Origin of the sequence: Bacillus mojavensis (genome assembly GCF_012648005.1) — a bacterium.
In the GTDB taxonomy this organism is placed as follows: domain Bacteria; phylum Bacillota; class Bacilli; order Bacillales; family Bacillaceae; genus Bacillus; species Bacillus mojavensis.
The window spans coordinates 1,860,660-1,878,938 of the sequence record NZ_CP051464.1; the positions used below are offsets into that span (position 1 = coordinate 1,860,660).

Annotated in this window: 15 protein-coding genes and 2 pseudogenes; 8 read left to right on the forward strand and 9 right to left on the reverse strand. The window is 42.5% G+C overall.

Translation table 11 applies throughout. The features are described 5' to 3' along the window. Positions 1-15: 15 nt before the first annotated feature. Positions 16-1,983, forward strand: coding sequence for a DNA topoisomerase IV subunit B (gene parE, locus HC660_RS09710; RefSeq protein ID WP_010334425.1), 1,968 nt, complete (start codon positions 16-18; stop codon positions 1,981-1,983). 3 nt (positions 1,984-1,986) lie between these two features. Further along, positions 1,987-4,404, forward strand: coding sequence for a DNA topoisomerase IV subunit A (gene parC, locus HC660_RS09715; protein ID WP_168747953.1), 2,418 nt, complete (start codon positions 1,987-1,989; stop codon positions 4,402-4,404). 52 nt (positions 4,405-4,456) lie between these two features. Here parC and HC660_RS21230 read toward each other — a convergent pair whose 3' ends face one another. Then, positions 4,457-4,582: a hypothetical protein gene (locus HC660_RS21230; RefSeq protein ID WP_010334426.1), complete on the reverse strand. Its 126-nt coding sequence runs from the start codon at positions 4,580-4,582 to the stop codon at positions 4,457-4,459. 24 nt (positions 4,583-4,606) lie between these two features. Then, positions 4,607-4,960, reverse strand: a complete 354-nt coding sequence (locus HC660_RS09720) for a hypothetical protein (RefSeq protein WP_168747954.1) — start codon at positions 4,958-4,960, stop codon at positions 4,607-4,609. Positions 4,961-5,437: 477 nt separating this feature from the next. Between HC660_RS09720 and HC660_RS09725 the strand changes: the two genes are divergently transcribed. The 3 genes from HC660_RS09725 to HC660_RS09735 all read left to right on the forward strand — a co-directional run bounded on the left by HC660_RS09725 (position 5,438) and on the right by HC660_RS09735 (position 9,001). Continuing rightward, positions 5,438-6,835, forward strand: coding sequence for an alanine/glycine:cation symporter family protein (locus HC660_RS09725; protein WP_168747955.1), 1,398 nt, complete (start codon positions 5,438-5,440; stop codon positions 6,833-6,835). 329 nt (positions 6,836-7,164) lie between these two features. Continuing rightward, entirely contained in the window at positions 7,165-8,664 is a 1,500-nt protein-coding gene (locus HC660_RS09730; RefSeq protein WP_168747956.1) for a cellulase family glycosylhydrolase, read from the forward strand. 76 nt (positions 8,665-8,740) lie between these two features. Beyond that, positions 8,741-9,001 carry a YnfE family protein gene (locus tag HC660_RS09735; protein WP_168747957.1) on the forward strand — a complete coding sequence of 87 codons (261 nt, stop codon included), beginning with the start codon at positions 8,741-8,743 and terminating at the stop codon, positions 8,999-9,001. A 268-nt stretch (positions 9,002-9,269) separates the two neighbouring features. Here HC660_RS09735 and HC660_RS09740 read toward each other — a convergent pair whose 3' ends face one another. The 6 genes and pseudogenes from HC660_RS09740 to HC660_RS09765 all read right to left on the reverse strand — a co-directional run bounded on the left by HC660_RS09740 (position 9,270) and on the right by HC660_RS09765 (position 14,638). Beyond that, positions 9,270-10,415, reverse strand: a complete 1,146-nt coding sequence (locus HC660_RS09740; protein ID WP_168747958.1) for an alpha/beta hydrolase — start codon at positions 10,413-10,415, stop codon at positions 9,270-9,272. A 38-nt stretch (positions 10,416-10,453) separates the two neighbouring features. Continuing rightward, a pseudogene (locus tag HC660_RS09745) lies at positions 10,454-10,645 on the reverse strand (response regulator); the annotation flags it as partial. Between the two features lie 149 nt (positions 10,646-10,794). After that, positions 10,795-12,066, reverse strand: a complete 1,272-nt coding sequence (gene xynC / locus HC660_RS09750; protein ID WP_168747959.1) for a glucuronoarabinoxylan endo-1,4-beta-xylanase XynC — start codon at positions 12,064-12,066, stop codon at positions 10,795-10,797. 138 nt (positions 12,067-12,204) lie between these two features. After that, positions 12,205-13,743 (reverse strand): alpha-L-arabinofuranosidase, encoded by a 1,539-nt coding sequence (gene xynD / locus HC660_RS09755; protein ID WP_168747960.1) that lies wholly within the window; start codon positions 13,741-13,743, stop codon positions 12,205-12,207. A 148-nt stretch (positions 13,744-13,891) separates the two neighbouring features. Next, positions 13,892-14,112, reverse strand: a pseudogene (locus HC660_RS09760) (malonyl CoA-acyl carrier protein transacylase); the annotation flags it as partial. 403 nt (positions 14,113-14,515) lie between these two features. Then, the gene (locus HC660_RS09765; protein WP_410033813.1) at positions 14,516-14,638 is read right to left on the reverse strand and encodes a hypothetical protein; all 123 of its coding nucleotides are present in this window, start codon (positions 14,636-14,638) and stop codon (positions 14,516-14,518) included. A 240-nt stretch (positions 14,639-14,878) separates the two neighbouring features. Here HC660_RS09765 and HC660_RS09770 point away from each other — a divergent pair, with 240 nt between their 5' ends. From HC660_RS09770 to uptA, 3 genes are all read left to right on the forward strand, one after another. Beyond that, complete coding sequence (locus tag HC660_RS09770) at positions 14,879-15,337, forward strand: GtrA family protein (RefSeq protein ID WP_168747961.1); 459 nt, start codon at positions 14,879-14,881, stop codon at positions 15,335-15,337. Positions 15,338-15,343: 6 nt separating this feature from the next. Then, positions 15,344-16,249: a UTP--glucose-1-phosphate uridylyltransferase GalU gene (gene galU, locus HC660_RS09775; protein ID WP_168747962.1), complete on the forward strand. Its 906-nt coding sequence runs from the start codon at positions 15,344-15,346 to the stop codon at positions 16,247-16,249. A gap of 76 nt (positions 16,250-16,325) precedes the next feature. Then, complete coding sequence (uptA, locus tag HC660_RS09780) at positions 16,326-16,922, forward strand: undecaprenyl phosphate transporter UptA (RefSeq protein WP_168747963.1); 597 nt, start codon at positions 16,326-16,328, stop codon at positions 16,920-16,922. A gap of 47 nt (positions 16,923-16,969) precedes the next feature. Here the strand turns inward: uptA and HC660_RS09785 are convergent, their stop codons facing one another. Further along, the gene (locus HC660_RS09785; protein ID WP_168747964.1) at positions 16,970-18,169 is read right to left on the reverse strand and encodes a DHH family phosphoesterase; all 1,200 of its coding nucleotides are present in this window, start codon (positions 18,167-18,169) and stop codon (positions 16,970-16,972) included. Positions 18,170-18,279: the final 110 nt, after the last annotated feature.

Consider the following 18,279-nt stretch of genomic DNA (forward strand, 5'->3'; position numbering starts at 1 on the left):
AAGGGGTTTGTACGTTTGGCTAGAAAACAGCAATTTGATTACAACGAAGATGCCATACAGGTGCTGGAAGGCCTTGAAGCCGTTAGGAAAAGGCCGGGTATGTACATTGGCTCAACCGACGCGAGAGGCTTGCACCACTTGGTTTATGAAATAGTAGATAACTCCGTCGATGAGGTACTTGCCGGCCATGGTGATCACATTATCGTTAAAATACATAAAGACAACAGTATTTCTGTACAGGATAGAGGCCGCGGCATGCCGACTGGAATGCATAAACTCGGCAAACCAACCCCTGAAGTCATTTTAACGGTGCTTCACGCCGGCGGAAAATTCGGTCAAGGCGGTTATAAGACAAGCGGAGGGCTTCACGGCGTCGGTGCATCTGTCGTGAATGCTTTATCTGAATGGCTGACGGTTACGATTGAGCGGGACGGCTTCGTCTATCAGCAGCGTTTTGAAAACGGAGGTAAACCGGTCACATCTCTCGAAAAGATCGGCAAAACAAAAAAGACAGGCACACTTACTCACTTTAAGCCTGATCCGACAATGTTCAGCACAACAACTTATAATTTTGAAACGCTTTCTGAGCGATTACGAGAATCAGCGTTTTTATTAAAAGGATTAAAAATTGAACTGATTGACGAGCGGAACGGCCAGCGTGAAGTCTTTTATTATGAGAACGGTATAGAAGCGTTTGTTGCTTACTTAAATGAGGAAAAAGATGCCCTGTCTGAAGTGGTCTCGTTTGAAGGAGAACATCATTCCATCGAAGTGGATTTTGCGTTCCAGTTTAACGACGGCTATTCTGAAAATATCCTGTCGTTTGTTAACAATGTCAGAACAAAAGACGGCGGGACTCATGAGTCAGGTGCAAAGACAGCGATGACGCGAGCCTTTAATGAATATGCGAGAAAAGTGTCTTTGCTGAAAGAAAAGGATAAAAACCTGGAAGGCACTGATATAAGGGAAGGTCTTTCAGCGATTATTTCTGTCCGTATTCCTGAAGAACTTCTTCAATTTGAAGGACAAACAAAAGGAAAACTCGGCACAAGCGAAGCCAGATCTGCCGTAGACGCAATCGTGTCAGAGCAGCTTGCGTATTTTTTAGAGGAAAACCGGGACACGGCTACACTTCTTGTGAAAAAAGCTATAAAGGCGAGCCAGGCGCGTGAAGCGGCTCGTAAGGCACGGGAAGAAGCCAGAAGCGGCAAAAAACGAAAAAAATCAGAAGCGACATTAAGCGGTAAGCTGACACCTGCGGGTTCAAGAAATCCGGCAAAAAATGAGTTGTATCTCGTTGAGGGTGACTCTGCGGGCGGTTCAGCAAAGCAGGGAAGAGACCGCAGATTCCAAGCGGTTCTGCCATTGCGAGGTAAAGTCATTAACACGGAAAAAGCAAAGCTTGCTGATATCTTTAAAAACGAAGAGATTAATACGATCATTCATGCAATCGGCGGCGGTGTCGGAGCTGATTTTTCAATCGACGACATTAACTACGATAAAATCATCATTATGACGGATGCCGATACTGATGGCGCTCATATTCAAGTGCTGCTTTTAACCTTTTTCTATCGCTATATGAAGCCGCTCATTGAGAATGGAAAGGTATTCATTGCACTGCCTCCTTTATATAAGGTCAGCAAAGGAAGCGGTAAAAAAGAAATCATTGAATATGCATGGTCTGATGAAGAGATGGATGGAGTACTGAAAAAAGTCGGCAAGGGCTATACAATCCAGCGATACAAGGGTCTTGGTGAGATGAACGCGGATCAGCTGTGGGAAACGACGATGAATCCGGAGTCCCGTACGCTTGTAAGGGTCAAAATTGACGACGCGGCACGTGTTGAGAGGCGCGTGACGACATTGATGGGCGATAAAGTAGAGCCGCGCAGAAAGTGGATTGAGAAAAACGTAGCTTTCGGCTTAGACGAAGAAAGCAATATTTTAGAAAATGAAAACTTATCGGTCGCTGAGGAGGTTTAATGATTGTCACAGCCAGAATTATTTCATGATTTACCATTAGAAGAGGTGATCGGCGACCGTTTTGGACGCTATAGTAAATATATTATTCAAGACAGGGCGCTGCCTGATGCGCGCGACGGTTTAAAACCCGTACAGCGCAGAATACTGTATGCGATGCATACAGACGGAAACACATTTGATAAAAATTTCAGAAAAGCGGCCAAAACGGTCGGTAACGTCATCGGTAACTACCATCCGCACGGGGACAGTTCGGTGTATGAAGCAATGGTGCGGATGAGCCAAGACTGGAAAGTGCGTAATGTTTTAATTGAAATGCACGGGAACAACGGAAGTATTGATGGAGATCCTCCGGCGGCCATGCGTTACACAGAAGCGAAGTTATCTTCGATTGCATCAGAGCTTCTGCGGGATATTGACAAAAATACAGTTGAATTTGTCCCGAACTTTGATGATACAAGCAAGGAGCCCGTTGTACTTCCGGCTATGTTCCCTAACTTGCTGGTCAACGGATCTACCGGTATATCTGCAGGATACGCGACTGATATACCGCCTCATCATTTAGGAGAAGTCATTGATGCTGTGATTAAACGCATTCAAATGCCGTCATGCTCTGTAGACGATCTCATGGAAGTGATCAAAGGGCCTGACTTTCCGACAGGCGGAGTTATCCAGGGCGTTGATGGCATTAGAAAAGCCTACGAAACCGGAAAAGGGAAAATTATTATCCGCGGAAAAGCTGAGATCGAAGCGATCAGAGGCGGACGAGAGCAAATTGTGATTACCGAAATCCCATTTGAAGTCAACAAAGCCAACCTTGTGAAAAAAATGGACGAATACCGTATTGATAAAAAGGTTGAAGGCATCTCCGAGGTCCGAGACGAGACAGACCGAACCGGCCTTAGAGTGGTCGTAGAACTAAAGAAAGAAGCAGATGCCAAGGGCATTTTGAATTACTTATATAAAAATACTGATTTACAGATTACGTATAACTTTAATATGGTGGCGATCCATAACCGCCGTCCAATGCTGATGAGTCTGCCTGCTATTTTAGATGCATATATCGGCCACCAAAAAGAAGTGGTCACAAACCGATCTGTTTATGAGCTTCAAAAAGCAAAAGACAGACATCACATTGTAGAAGGTCTTATGAAGGCTTTATCGATCTTGGATGAAGTCATCGCAACGATTCGCTCCTCAAGCGATAAACGTGACGCCAAAAACAATTTAATGGCGAAATATGAATTTACTGAGCCTCAGGCTGAAGCTATCGTGTCCTTGCAGCTATATCGTTTAACAAATACAGATATCACAGCACTCAAGGAAGAGGCTGAAGAGCTCAGCAAAAATATTGAAGAACTTGAATCAATTCTGAGCAATGATAAAAAGCTGTTAAAGGTCATTACAAACAGCTTAAAAGCGCTGAAAAAGAAATATGCGGACACGAGACGCTCTGTCATTGAAGAAAAAATTGAGGAAATCAAAATTAATCTTGAAGTTATGGTCGCCTCTGAGGATGTATACGTGACCGTTACAAAAGATGGCTACTTAAAGCGCACAAGCCAGCGTTCCTTTGCCGCTTCAAACGGGCAGGACTTCGGAATGAAGGATACAGACAGGCTGCTGCATCAGTTTGAAATGAATACGACAGATGTGCTACTGCTTTTCACAAATAAGGGAAGCTACATCTATTGTCCGGTTCACCAGCTGCCTGATATCAGATGGAAGGACATGGGCCAGCATTTTTCAAACATAATCACGATTGAACGGGACGAATCGATTGTTAAGGCCATCCCGATAAAAGAATTTGATCCGTCTGCTTATCTTTTATTCTTCACGAAAAACGGCATGGTGAAAAAGACAGAACTCACGCATTACAAAGCACAGCGTTATTCTAAAGCGCTTGTAGCGTTAAATCTAAAGGGTGAAGACGAGCTGATTGATGTACACGTGACAAATGGTGACAGTCAGATCTTGATGGCGACACATCTGGGGTATGGCCTATGGTTTGGAGAAGATGAAGTGAATGTTGTGGGTGCACGTGCAGCAGGCGTTAAAGGAATTAACTTGAAAGATGGAGACTTTGTCGTGTCAGGAGAAATTCTGCATGAATCCGATTCACTTGTATTGTTCACACAAAGGGGAGCGGTCAAACGTATGAGTCTTTCTGAATTTGAAAAGACCTCCCGTGCAAAACGGGGAGTCGTTATGCTGCGGGAGCTGAAGAAAAATCCACATCGTGTCGTTTCGCTGTTTGCATGCGGACTTAATGAGCGGTTTATGGCAGAAACGGAAAAAGGGGACAGAAAAGAACTGCAGGCTAAAGAATTGCGAACAAACGACAGATACAGCAATGGCTCATTCTTTATTGATGAAGAAGAATCAGGCAAGATCACAGCTGTCTGGCGTCTTAAAACTGAATAATCATCATTAAAAAACCCGCTCACATATCGTGAGCGGGTATATTTGTTTTTCATCAGCTTTCATGGCTGGTGAATAAGTCTGTCACGGCATGAATGACTTCAATCCCTTGCCATACAAATAAGTTCAGCGCTGTGAAAGAGAATAAGCCTAAAATCACCATTCTTAAGATAAACAACATGTTAACAGCCTCCTCATATTTTCGTTATATATTCGGGTGATGTTGAACATGAAGTTTGTCGAAATAAGACGATTGATAAAATTTGGCCAGTATAAAGCTTTTTTTCCGCTGGCGCCTGCGGGAGTATCCCGTACTTTTGCTTTCAGCGGTCAGAAGCAGAACAGCCATTGCCCATAAAGCAGTCAGCGCAAATGCCCCTGTGATGGATTTCTTCTCATCATCAGCATTTTGGCCGGCTTTCATCTCATGCATTTCCTGCTGGTCGGCTACGGCTTTATAATGATGGCCGATATCAAAGGCGTGGGGAATTGAGAACAAATGAAAACTGGCAAGCGCCAAAAATAAGATGGACGCTTTCAGTATCGTTACTTTTTTCAAATGATCTCCCCCCTTTTAATATTACTGAATATTTTTATAATAATACCCTAATCCACCCTGAAAGTAAACCTGATTTATTAAATTTAAAAATAAATTTCACTTTGTTAAGTATATATCTTTTTGCTTATTTTTGAAAGAGAAATTTCTTTTATTAGTGTATGTATACCCGGTCTAAGGTGTGAATAAAAACACATTTTAAAAGATATGTTTGTTGTTTAGAATTTATTACTTTTGGAATCAAAAGAAACAGAAAATGTCAGGCAAGAGAGGACTCTTATTTATAAGCTTAATAAGAAATTTTTTATTCATAGAAAAATAATAGAGAGGGAGACCGAAGGAGTAACTTCAATCTAGAACAATATTCTTCCCGAAAAAACTTCCTAATTCGACATAATGTGATATAATAAGACTCGATATGTTAAAAAATCTAACATCAAATTTAAATTTTTTATGAATTGATGAAAACGGGAGGTAAATATGGAGTCTTTTTTCAACAGTTTGATTAATATTCCAAGTGATTTTATCTGGAAATATTTATTTTATATTTTAATAGGGCTTGGATTATTTTTTACACTTCGTTTTGGTTTTATCCAATTTCGTTATTTTATTGAAATGTTCAGAATAGTAGGAGAGAAACCTGATGGAAATAAAGGTGTTTCTTCTATGCAGGCATTCTTTATTTCTGCCGCATCCCGAGTCGGTACAGGAAATTTGACTGGTGTTGCCTTAGCAATTGCGACAGGCGGACCGGGCGCTGTATTTTGGATGTGGGTTGTAGCTGCAGTAGGTATGGCTTCAAGCTTTGTTGAGAGTACGTTGGCACAGCTTTATAAAGTGAAGGACGGAAACGATTTCCGCGGTGGACCGGCCTACTATATTCAAAAAGGTCTTGGAGTCAGATGGCTCGGCATCGTATTCGCTGTCTTAATTACCGTGTCATTCGGTTTAATCTTTAACGCTGTTCAATCCAATACAATTGCAGGAGCGTTAGATGGCGCATTTCATGTGAACAAGATAGTTGTAGCTATTGTTCTTGCTGCTTTAACGGCTTTTATTATTTTCGGCGGTTTAAAACGTGTAGTTGCAGTGACACAATTGATTGTTCCGGTCATGGCTGGTCTTTATATTCTCATAGCTCTATATGTTGTATTCACTAATATTTCTGCATTTCCAAGCGTTATTGCGACCATTGTCAAAAATGCTTTGGGATTTGAACAAGTTGTCGGCGGAGGAATAGGAGCGATCATCGTCATCGGTGCACAGCGCGGACTTTTCTCTAACGAAGCAGGAATGGGTAGCGCGCCAAACGCTGCTGCGACAGCTCATGTTTCGCATCCGGCAAAGCAAGGCTTTATCCAGACATTAGGCGTGTTTTTCGATACATTTATCGTATGTACGTCCACAGCGTTTATTATTTTGCTGTACAGTCTAACACCAAAAGGTGACGGCATCCAAGTCACACAGGCTGCTCTGAACCACCATATTGGAGGATGGGCACCTAGTTTTATAGCAGTCGCAATGTTCTTATTCGCTTTCAGCTCAGTTGTCGGAAACTACTATTATGGCGAGACAAACATTGAATTTATTAAAACAAGTAAAACATGGCTGAACATTTACCGTATTGCGGTTATTGCTATGGTTGTCTTTGGATGTGTAGCAGGTTTCCAAATTGTTTGGGACATGGCAGATCTCTTTATGGGGATTATGGCGCTGATTAACTTAGTTGTAATTACGCTGCTATCAAACGTAGCATACAAAGTCTATAAAGATTACGCAAAACAGCGCAAACAAGGACTTGATCCTGTGTTTAAAGCTAAAAATATCCCAGGACTGAAACACGCTGAAACTTGGGAAGAAGAGAAACAAGAAGCATAAATGATAAAGAACGGCTGCATTCAATGATTTGAATGCAGCTTTTTATTTGCCGAAAAAAGCGGAATCTTTTGATTTCATTAAATAATAACGAGCAAAGTCCTGATCAAACACTTTTATCCCTGATACACATGTATCAGCTGTATACAAAACAACTCAAAAAGAGTCAATAGACAGGCTTTTAAGCCGCCTAAAAACAAGAAATTAGGTTGATAGACAATCATGAGAAAGATTTTTACAATGAGTGCGTGTTTAAAAAAAGAAAGGGAGGGAGAGCGGCAGCTAATAGGCATACGTTTTACATGATTATTTGGAGGAGGAGAGAATGCTATATGAAACGTTCAGTCTCTATCTTTATCGCATGTTTAGTAATGACAGTATTAACAATTAGCGGTGTCGCGGCACCAGAAGCATCTGCAGCAGGGGCGAAAACGCCTGTAGCCCTTAATGGCCAGCTTAGCATTAAAGGTACTCAGCTAGTCAATCAAAACGGAAAATCGGTGCAGCTGAAGGGGATCAGCTCACACGGTTTGCAGTGGTTAAGCGATTATGTCAATAAAGACTCTTTAAAATGGCTAAGAGACGATTGGGGAATTACCGTCTTCCGAGCGGCAATGTACACGGCTGAAGGCGGTTATATAGAGAATCCGTCTGTGAAAAATAAAGTCAAAGAAGCTGTTGAAGCGGCAAAAGAGCTCGGGATATATGTCATCATTGACTGGCATATTTTAAATGACGGCAATCCAAATCAAAATAAAGAGAAGGCGAAGGAATTCTTTAAGGAAATGTCGAGCCTTTACGGAAGCACACCAAACGTTATTTATGAAATTGCTAATGAACCGAACGGTGATGTAAATTGGAAGCGCGATATCAAACCGTATGCGGAGGAAGTGATTTCCGTTATCCGTAAAAATGACCCGGATAACATCATTATTACCGGAACTGGCACTTGGAGTCAGGATGTCAATGATGCTGCTGATGATCAGCTTAAGGATGCAAACGTCATGTACGCGCTTCATTTTTATGCCGGTACACACGGCCAGTATTTAAGGGATAAAGCCGATTATGCGCTCAGCAAAGGAGCGCCGATTTTTGTAACGGAATGGGGGACGAGTGACGCTTCCGGAAATGGCGGGGTCTTCCTTGACCAGTCGAGGGAATGGCTGAATTATCTCGACAACAAGAAAATCAGCTGGGTAAACTGGAACCTTTCTGATAAGCAGGAATCTTCCTCAGCTTTAAAGCCGGGGGCATCTAAAACAGGCGGCTGGCCGTCATCAGATTTATCCGCTTCAGGGACATTTGTAAGGGAAAAGATCCGTGGCTCCCAACATTCGACTGAAGACAGATCTGAGACACCAAAGCAAGATAAACCCGTACAGGAAAACAGCCTCTCTCTGCAATACAGAACAGGGGATGGAAGTGTGAACAGCAACCAAATCCGTCCTCAGATCCATGTGAAAAACAACAGCAAGACCACCGTTAATTTAAAAAATGTAACTGTCCGCTACTGGTATAACACGAAAAACAAAGGCCAAAACTTCGACTGTGACTACGCGAAGATCGGATGCAGCAATGTGACGCACAAGTTTGTGACATTACAAAAACCTGTAAAAGGTGCAGATGCCTATCTTGAACTTGGGTTTAAAAACGGGACACTGTCACCGGGAGCAAGCACTGGAGACATCCAAATTCGTCTTCACAATGAGGATTGGGGCAATTATTCACAAATCGAGGATTATTCTTTTTCTCAGTCAAATACGTTTAAAGATACAAAAAAAATCACATTATATAATAACGGAAAACTAATTTGGGGAACTGAACCCAAATAGTTACTGTATTGACGGACATCACAATTGGTGTCCGTTTTCATTATCTAATAAGCAGCAGAACAAGGAGGTGTAAGCTGTGGACGAAACATTGAAACAGTATATGTTGCTATTCAAACAAAACAACGACCTGGTTAACGGACCGGACTATCCAAATAAGGAAAAAGATATCCAAAACCAAAAAGAACAGATTGAAGCCTATGAAAAACTTCTGCAGCAAGGTTTTACCAGTGATTATGATTATGATGAGTTTGCTGATTCGGTGATCAAATGCGCATACGGTGATATGACATTAGAAGAGCTGGAAGCCGTTTATTATGGGTTGACCTCGCCATTTTAAAGTTTCTTAATAAGACTTGCTGAAGCTCAGAACATTTTTTTATTCTGTCTCACTAACTTAAGTATACTTTGTTATTGAGACAGAATTTCTTTAAAATTAATTACTTCCTAGAATATATATTATGTAAACTAACAAAATGAAATTCATATTTGGATTTCTTTGCCTGAAATATGAATGAGAGAGCCGATAACCGCGTAATAGAGTTATCGGCTTTGTATCTGTATGGCTAGCTCTTTGATATACGTTTATCAGCAACCTCTCGGTTATGTCACTTGTTGCTGGTCTTCTTGATCAAGTCCACTCCATCGTATGCCAGACTTTCCACACTTGCAGCTTTCTGCAGTAAGTAATGATCAAAAAAGTTCTTCGTATAGTCTGTAACAAGATTTCGCATCTCCATAGCATCCCGTTCGCCTCTAAGTTCCTCATTCACACTGGTAAACACGATGTCACAGTAATCTAAATGTGCAACACGCTCAACAGAGAAATAATAGGTTTCCATGCTATTGTTAGCGCCAATTATCGCATTCATGTTATAGTTAGGTTCACAAAACAGTAGCAAGAAAGGTTTCTTAAGGTCGCTGTCGAGAAGGCCGAACGCACCGCTATCCAAGCCAATCCCGCAGGTGAACCGGTCGTCTTCCCGGCAAACAATCGCCGACGTAGGCCCTCCATAAGAATGTCCGACTATGCCCATGCCGATGTCAAGCAACAATCTGCCCTTAAAGCTGGAATTCAACTCTCCAGAGTCCAGTTTGTAAAGATAATCGGCTACATACCTTACATCTTCTGTCTGTAATTCACTATACTCTGTTAACTTGGCAAGTATCGGCAGTGTAAGCACGTTATGGCACATCTCAATGGCAGTTTCATCGTTAGGCCGCATCTCCATCTTACCAGCCAACGCCAGCATCTCCGGATCTTCAGAAAACGCCATAATGACATCCGAAAAATCCTTTGATACATTAAACAAGCGCCCATCTTTACGCTTATACATTGTGCTATTCTGATGACCGATGCTTACCACAATATATCCCATGCTTGCCAAGTCTGTACAGATCACTGTACCCCATTCTGGAGAACCGCCCCCGCCGCAAACATAGAATAACACCGGATAGCGCTTTTCCTTCCCGGAGAGAGCAAGGTCGTCGTAACACTGGGTCTTGATATCGATAGAGAAAAAATCCTTCTTTTTAAGATACTCAGTGACAAGTGGCTGATCATTAAGCATCTCATAGACTTCAGAAAACATGTACGTTGATGTAGTCTTCCCTTCGCTGCTGTCAGATGGATAATACACAAACGCCGTCAGTTCTCTTTTTGAGTGATCTGATGCCGTGTACTCAACATCCATCTGGGTTCGACCAACAGCATAGCCGCCAATTGGTTCTGGAAATGCGTCATCAGTTTTCACTTTCTTGTTCCCCCTTCATTAATAAAAGTGGCGAATGCTCTTATTTGCTTGCAGATATCATAGCCTTCACCGTCTGGCAGCATGATATCCAGTAAAACCAAATCTGGATTTTCTTGATGAAATTGAGCCAATCCATCACGGGCAGTAGAAGCTGTGATCACACGCTCAATACCTTCTCTTCTTAATACTGTTTTGATCAGTTCCAAAATTTCTTTTTCGTCATCTATTATTAATACTTTGTTGTGTAGCTGTTATACCGAATGTCCGTGCATTGTTAAAAAATCAACACTTCTCTTCTACCACAGAAAATAAGCCAATTTTCTTTTTCGTGTGAGAAAATTGGCTTATTGCTATGATCTATTTGAACAATCAGATGTCTTTAACGCTTTACAACAAATGTTGTGACGCTTTGAGCTGGAAGATGGGCCCAAAAATGATTGTCCGTTACATTGAGATTCGTTCCAGGTTGAAGATTGCTGCTTCCGCTCGTGATCCATCTAGATACCTGAGAAGCAGATCCATTCTGCAACACAAAGTTTTGGTTGACCCCTGTGTTATTTTTGTTAATGGCAACAATAACGACCTTGTTATCACCTTTATAGGCTGACACGTAAACGTTCGCATTAGGATTTTTCGTTGCATCAACCCTTATATAGCCGGGACGCACAAACTTCGAGAAATGAGCCATATTGTAACCGCGTTTGCTGATCGTACCGTCCTCTTTCATAGGACCGTAAGATCTGCGGATGTACCACCAAACATAAGTTTGAAAATCTCCCTCCACCATTGAATGGTGAATATGCTCTGAAACGCCTAATGCCTCGGGCCAGCGATCCGCTGAATTGTTGTCACTGTTTGGATAGTATACTTCCGTCATCCATAGCTCTTTCCCTGCTCCTTTTTGTTTGAAAAGCGGATAAGGAAACTGACTGACCTGAGTACCGTACAGGTGAGTTCCGAGAATATCCATGTTCCTAAGCGCCTGTGGATCGTTCAAAATGGGGTCCGATATATTTTTCAGGTATTGAAATGATTCTGGTGCAATGACACGTGCATTAATGGAACCGGCATTTTCTCTCATGAAACGAAGTATTTCTTGTGGCGTCCACCACGTCCATTCGTGTGCATAATCAGGCTCGTTTTGAACAGAAATCGCATAAAGATTCACGCCATTATTCTTCATGTAGGTAACAAAATCGTTAAGATGCTGCGCGTATGCGGCGTATTTATCGTATCTTAGCCGTTTAGCTGATGCGTCACCATTATGATTGAAGGTTTCAACCATATCGCTTGGAGGATTCCAGGGAGAAGCAAAAACGATTGCTCCATGTTTGATTGCACTCTTTGCAGTCTCCACTTCTCTGTACCAATTATTTCTATTTTCATCTATATGAATTCTTAAAATTGAAAAGCCTAACTGATTCTGTCCATTGCCAAAAGCGGTTTCTCTTTGAGCAGCTGTCAAATCTCCAATCCAAGCCGGGTGGTTCATTCCTCCAAAACCGCGAATCACTTGTTTTTCTGCAGATAAATTAACTGTCACATCACTTGCTGCCAAAACTTCAGTAGCACCTGGTCCGGCTAACATGACTGACAGCATAGTGAAACATACCAACAATAAACAAATTGGTTTTTTTACGCATGACATCATTTTTTCCTCTCCTTCATATGTCTTTTTCTGTCTCCTTTTATATTGCAAACAGAGTTGACTTATCCGATCAATGGGGGCTGCTCCGGCGTTGGTCAGTTCTGCACCCTTCTCGTTTCTTAAGCGGTGCCATTACAGGTGCTATCGTTGCGTAAACTGCCAGTAATCAAAATTAAACAAGTTTCCTGTACCTGTTCCGGTAAATACAAAGAATACTTTGTGCACACCGGTTACACCGCTTACCGCAGTTTCTATTTCTCTCCAGGTTTGCGCTCCACCTGTGGAAGGTACATTCAGGGTTCCTGCAAGCTTACCGTTTGCACTGTCGAGGCGCACTTCTATTTTCCCGCCTACAGTGGATGCTACATTTGCTTTAAACGTCCTGGCACCGCCCGCCCCGAAGTCGGCATTTCCAACAGCAATCCAGTCTCCGTTATGAATGCTTGTTACATGTTGATTATTTACCGGCCCGCCTGGTGCTGAGGATTTCTCTGTCAAAATGCGTCCATTCCAGGCAAACGTTTCAGCTTCTACCCGGTTATATGGATTTAAATTGGAAAGCTGTGTTACGCCTGCATAATTTGCCGCAACCTCTTGAATGGATCCATCTGCATTGTGCACCAGCTTATTAATATGGGGAGAACGGTATCCTTTGCCGGTCCCGAACAGAGCGGAACTGACAGTTTGAGTATGGTACACCACATACCACTCGTTTTTAAAATTGAAAACAGCATGGTGGTTGTTTCCGCCACCTCCGAAAAATGCTCCCGGATTTTTCAGGAAGTGCCCTCTATATGTAAAGGGACCCATGGGACTTGAACTGGTCATGTAGCCAATCTCACCTGGGGGTTTATCGGCCGGGTGCATGCCCCCGAAATTGATGCAATAGGAATAGTAATATTTTCCGTTATGCTTATGCATTCCCGAATCTTCAAACATAAAAGGCGCATCAATTGTAGCTGCACTTCCAACAACACTGGTCATATCAGGGCCCAATTTCATGACTCTTGCTGTTTTAGGATTGGCCCATTGTCCCTGCGTTGGGTTTGAACCGCCAGGAACGCCTCCCCCGGCATACAGGTAACCGGTGCCGTCATCATCTACAAATACTGCCGGATCAAAAAGCCATACAACACCAGACATTCCTGGCGTACTTGGCGTTACGAGCGCTTTTCCAATTGGGTCGGTCCATGGACCAATCGGGCTGTCTGCGGTGAGAACCCCGATACCTCCGCCGCTGTTAGCGAAATAAAGGAAGAATTTATCCTTGCCGTTTATTTTTTTTACTGCAATTGACGGGGCCCAGGACGCACCTGCCCATTTCGCAATCCCCCGGCCACCATTAGCCCCGTTGGCACCTGCTACCGGAATGGCTCCGTGGTCTGTCCAGTTCACCATATCCGCTGAAGAGATGACGAATACTCTATTCAAATTGGCAAATGAATTATCCTTAATCGTTCCGTCGCTATTATATTCATAGTCATCACTTGACATATAGATGTAGATTCTTCCGTTATAGGTCAGCGCAACCGGATCTGCTCCCAAATGATGGTCGATAAGCGGGTTTGAATTTCCTATATGTTTTGCAATTGTAGTACTGGCAGCATACGCAGACTCCCCAAATAAGCAACTCAATAATAAAGCAAGAACCCATAAACATACGCTACACTTTTTACCCATAACTAAACATCCTCCTTTTTCGTTAAAATGAAGGGGTTCTTTTAAAAATTGATGACACAGGTCCAGAACGCAAAAAATAGATAATTTCTAGAGTAAACCGTTGATTTCCTAGCCTTGATTCCCTATCAGCCTCCAGTATTTGAAAAGCGGAAATGATCGGCCATGCGGCATCCCGGAAGGAATACTGGTGTAATACAGTCTGGAATTGTTCGGATGCTGATCATATCATCGAACTGTGAAAAGGCGCACTGACATTCAAATAAGTATATTTAGCTCCCTTTTCCTTCGTCATCCTGATGACACGTTTCACAGCTTGCCGATGTCCGGACAACACTGCTGCTGGTCTGAATTCATGCAAGTTACATCAGCTCCCTCCGATCACAATGAACAGGGATACAATATTATACAAAGTATCCTTTATCTAACATCCTAGCATGATTATAATAAATGTGTATAGAATACTTTCGGAGGAATTATTGTTCGGTTTTACAAAGAAACTGGATACATTTATTCATTAAATATATAAGTGGGGCTGACACCGAAAAATCAGTCTTAAAGAGAGATGATCAGAGCCGTGATGGAAGGCTGTTACCAACTCTTCTTCCTTAGACTGCGCCTTCAAGGTCTACAGGCACAAAAAAACAGCCGTTCAGAGCGGCTGTTTTTTTCAAGAGGATAAGAACTATTGAGCGGTATATCCGCCGTCCATGACTACGGCCTGACCTGTGATGCCTTTTACTTTGTCGCTGTCCCTCTTGAGCGCGAGAAGCCTTTATGTAATAAGCCATTCACCCCTTCCTGTAATCTGCTGTAAGTGATGACCCGTTCTCTGCCTGTTCATGGGGGCGCCCTGGGAAGCTCTCATTCTGACGCTGTAATATGCTTCTTCCTGCATCATATTCCCCTCCTTTCTTACCTAGAATCCTTTCTTACCTAGAAAATGAATGTTAACTAAAAATCATTAAAGGTTAATAATTGTGCGGAATATTAGTGTTGCTCGTAAAATTCGTCAACCTAAACGATCAAACTATTAACTTAAAGGATCTGCAAGGCCTCATTACTTTTTCATGTTTTGTTCATATTTTAGTAATTGTTTATTCAACACTCTCCGCTAAAGTAATCCATATCACCCAATATGACAGCCATATGCATCTTTTATGAAGGGAGGTCAAAACCGGATGCCGTTATGTTGAAAGAAAAAATAAAAACATTAGGGCGTTTTTGCACCGTGGGCGTCGGCAATACGCTGATAGATTTTGGTGTCTTCTTTTTCCTCACCGCTTGTCATATCCCTTATCTGCCGGCACAGATCTGCTCCTATTCGGCAGGTATCATCAACAGCTATGTGTGGAACCGGAATTGGACGTTTCAGGTAAAACGTAAGGCTGACGGTAAAGAGATCGTGCGCTTTCTCATGATTAATATTGCCGCGTCGGGGATCACCTTTTTGCTGCTTTATTTGTTTCAAAGAGGCGGCTGTTCGCTTTTGGTGAGTAAGCTCGCCGCCACTATCGGCGGAATGATGATGAATTTTACCGGAAACCGAATCTGGGTATTTGGAGATTCGCTGAAAAACATACAGGATCAGGAGTGAAAATGAATGAGAACAAAAGTGAGAAAAGCGGTCATTCCCGCAGCGGGTTTAGGAACGAGATTTCTGCCGGCGACAAAGGCGCAGCCGAAAGAAATGCTCCCGATCGTAGACAAACCAGCAATCCAATACATTGTAGAAGAGGCTGTAGAGTCAGGAATTGAAGATATACTGATTATTACAGGGAGAAACAAACGCTCGATTGAAGATCATTTTGACCGGTCGGCGGAATTGGAATTCAATCTGCGAGAAAAAGGCAAGACGGAGACGCTTAAGGAAATGCAGCAGATTGCCAATTTGGCCAACATTCATTACATCCGCCAGAAAGAGCCGCTCGGATTAGGTCATGCGGTGCTGTGTGCGGAGCATTTTATCGGAGATGAGCCTTTCGCCGTTCTTTTAGGCGATGATATTATGGTGTCTGAAAAACCGGCTCTTCGGCAATTAATGGATGTATACGATGTTTACGGCACAGAGGTTGTCGGTGTACAGTCAGTTCTCCCTGAGGATGTCAGTAAATATGGTATTATAAATACATCAGGCTCTCAAGGGCATGTGTATGAAGTGAAGGATTTAGTTGAAAAGCCTTCTCCTGAAGAAGCGCCTTCGGATATCGCCGTGATGGGACGATATGTACTGACCTCTTCTATCTTTCCTGTGTTGAAGTCGATTGGGAGAGGCGCAGGCAATGAAATTCAATTAACAGATGCACTTCGTGAGGTTTGCCGCACCCAGCCTATTCATGCGCGGCTTTTAAAAGGAAAACGATATGACATTGGCGATAAATTGGGCTGTTTTAAAGCAAGCACTGAAATCGGCTTAATGCGTCCTGAAATGCGATCTCAGCTTTTAGCTTATCTAGAAGAATTGCTCGAGCGGGAAACACGTGAACGGGAAACAAAAGAAGTGCTGTAATTAAAAAATTTGTAACCATCTTGCTCGTCAATCAGTCATATAATAGTGAAAAAGATAAGGACAGGTTGTGAAGAATGTGGGCAGTTTGATAAGCGAAATTTTAACATGGCTGACGAATATGGGATATGCGGGCATTGCGATTGGTTTGATGATCGAAATTATACCGAGTGAAATTGTATTGGCCTATGGCGGCTATATGGTTTCAGAAGGCACGATTGGATTTATCGGCGCAATCATTGCGGGTGTTATCGGGGGCACCATTGCCCAGATCTTTATTTATTGGATTGGACGCTATGGCGGCAGACCTTTTTTGGACAAATACGGGAAGTACTTATTGATTAAAAAGCATCACATTGACATGTCAGAAAGCTGGTTTCAAAAGTACGGCACGGGGGTTGTCTTCTCGGCACGTTTTATACCGGTTGTCAGACATGCGATATCCATTCCTGCAGGCATTGCCAAAATGCCGTTTCTCAAATTTGTGATACTGACTGTGCTTGCTATCATTCCATGGTCTATCCTCTTTGTTTATTTAGGCATTCAGCTCGGAAGCCAGTGGGATGACGTTGAGAACATAGCGGGCACCTATACAACGCCGATTATGATATTGGCGATTGTGGTCATTGCACTTTATTTTGTCATAAAAAAACGCACAGCCATTTTTAAACGATAGCTTATGGAAATGCATAGGGATGACTCTTCCCCTATGCATCTTTTTTGTTATCTTCGATGATGATTAGAAAGCTTCATATGTTCCGCTAAAAATGCGACAAACACTTCATCCCGTACAAGAGATGCGGCATAATTCCTTTTAATAAACCATTCTGCTTCCTCAAAAGCCGCAAAGGTTTCGTCCTGTGTCTCCCCGTTAATTTGAATATTCCATGCGTTGTCCAAAGGAAACAGGAAGAATCTCATTTGTTCTCGATTTTCGTATAATGAGCCGTTTGCAGATCCTTTCAAGTTATAGAAATTACGGAATGCATCTGGGCGGACCGGTTCCATTCGGAATGCTTCAGCTACAAACAAATCGTATACTTCGTCCGTTATGGAACAGCCGGAAGCCTTCGCATGCCCCCCGCCTCCGTACCGGCCTGCTACTTCTGAAACATCAATGTAATCATGAATGGTGCGCAAGCTGGCTCGTTTTGATCCCATGCTTAAAATGGCAATGTAATCAAGATGCGGATTGTCTTTTCCGAGTCTGTTTCCGAGTTCAGAATGGTACGATTCTGCGTGAACGATACCTACACAGTGTTCGTGAACAAAGGTTTGCACCATTTCTCTTTTTTTCCTGCGAAGGTAGCGCTCGATTTTTTCTTCTTCTAGGTCAAGCAGTTTTACTTCAAATTCATCAAAGAAGAATTCGTCATGGGCAGAAAGCCGCTGGATCATTTTTTGTTCAAATTCATCAATTGAAAGCAAAAAGAAAAGGTCATTAAGCCGCTTAGCCTGTTTTTGATCGTACTGCTCCCACTCCCAAGTGTCGTATTGGCGGATGAGCTCTGTAAATTGATCTAATGCGTTTGTCGGCTTCATCAGATCATTTTGGACAAGGTAGTCGTATAAAAGAGATGTAGCCGATGCAAGACGTCCGTCATCGTATTCCACCTGAACAAATCCCCACTCATGCTCATTCAAATGGAGGGCTGTTTTATGATGGTCAATCAGTTTCACTTTTCCGCCAGCATGAACATACTCGTTCAGCCTTTTTTCATTTTCTTCATTGACAGCAAGATCCGTGATAAATAAGGCATCGTGTCTGCTGGTCTCTTTTGCTTTTTCTAAGAAGTATTGGACTTGAGCATTTAAGCCGTTGACAGAGTTATAACGGACCTCAACTTCTTTCCCGAAAGCCAATTTTGCAACGATCCCGCACCCTACTCCGTCCAAGTCGTTATGTGAATATAAATGGTACATAATAAAGGCCCCTTTTTATCATACTGGAGATTGCCGCTATAGGTGTGCGGCAGCCTTTATTTACTATTGTAAAAAACAGATGGTTTTATGCACAGTTGATTAGTTTACAT

Excerpts from the sequence above, each read along its gene's own strand:
- xynD (WP_168747960.1), bottom strand. The coding sequence starts at position 13,743 with ATGGGTAAAAAGTGTAGCGTATGTTTATGGGTTCTTGCTTTATTATTG.
- HC660_RS09785 (WP_168747964.1), bottom strand. The coding sequence starts at position 18,169 with ATGTACCATTTATATTCACATAACGACTTGGACGGAGTAGGGTGCGGG.
- galU (WP_168747962.1), top strand. The coding sequence starts at position 15,344 with ATGAGAACAAAAGTGAGAAAAGCGGTCATTCCCGCAGCGGGTTTAGGA.
- HC660_RS21230 (WP_010334426.1), bottom strand. The coding sequence starts at position 4,582 with ATGTTGTTTATCTTAAGAATGGTGATTTTAGGCTTATTCTCTTTCACA.
- HC660_RS09725 (WP_168747955.1), top strand. The coding sequence starts at position 5,438 with ATGGAGTCTTTTTTCAACAGTTTGATTAATATTCCAAGTGATTTTATC.
- HC660_RS09765 (WP_410033813.1), bottom strand. The coding sequence starts at position 14,638 with ATGCAGGAAGAAGCATATTACAGCGTCAGAATGAGAGCTTCCCAGGGC.
- HC660_RS09770 (WP_168747961.1), top strand. The coding sequence starts at position 14,879 with ATGACAGCCATATGCATCTTTTATGAAGGGAGGTCAAAACCGGATGCC.
- HC660_RS09730 (WP_168747956.1), top strand. The coding sequence starts at position 7,165 with ATGAAACGTTCAGTCTCTATCTTTATCGCATGTTTAGTAATGACAGTA.
- xynC (WP_168747959.1), bottom strand. The coding sequence starts at position 12,066 with ATGATGTCATGCGTAAAAAAACCAATTTGTTTATTGTTGGTATGTTTC.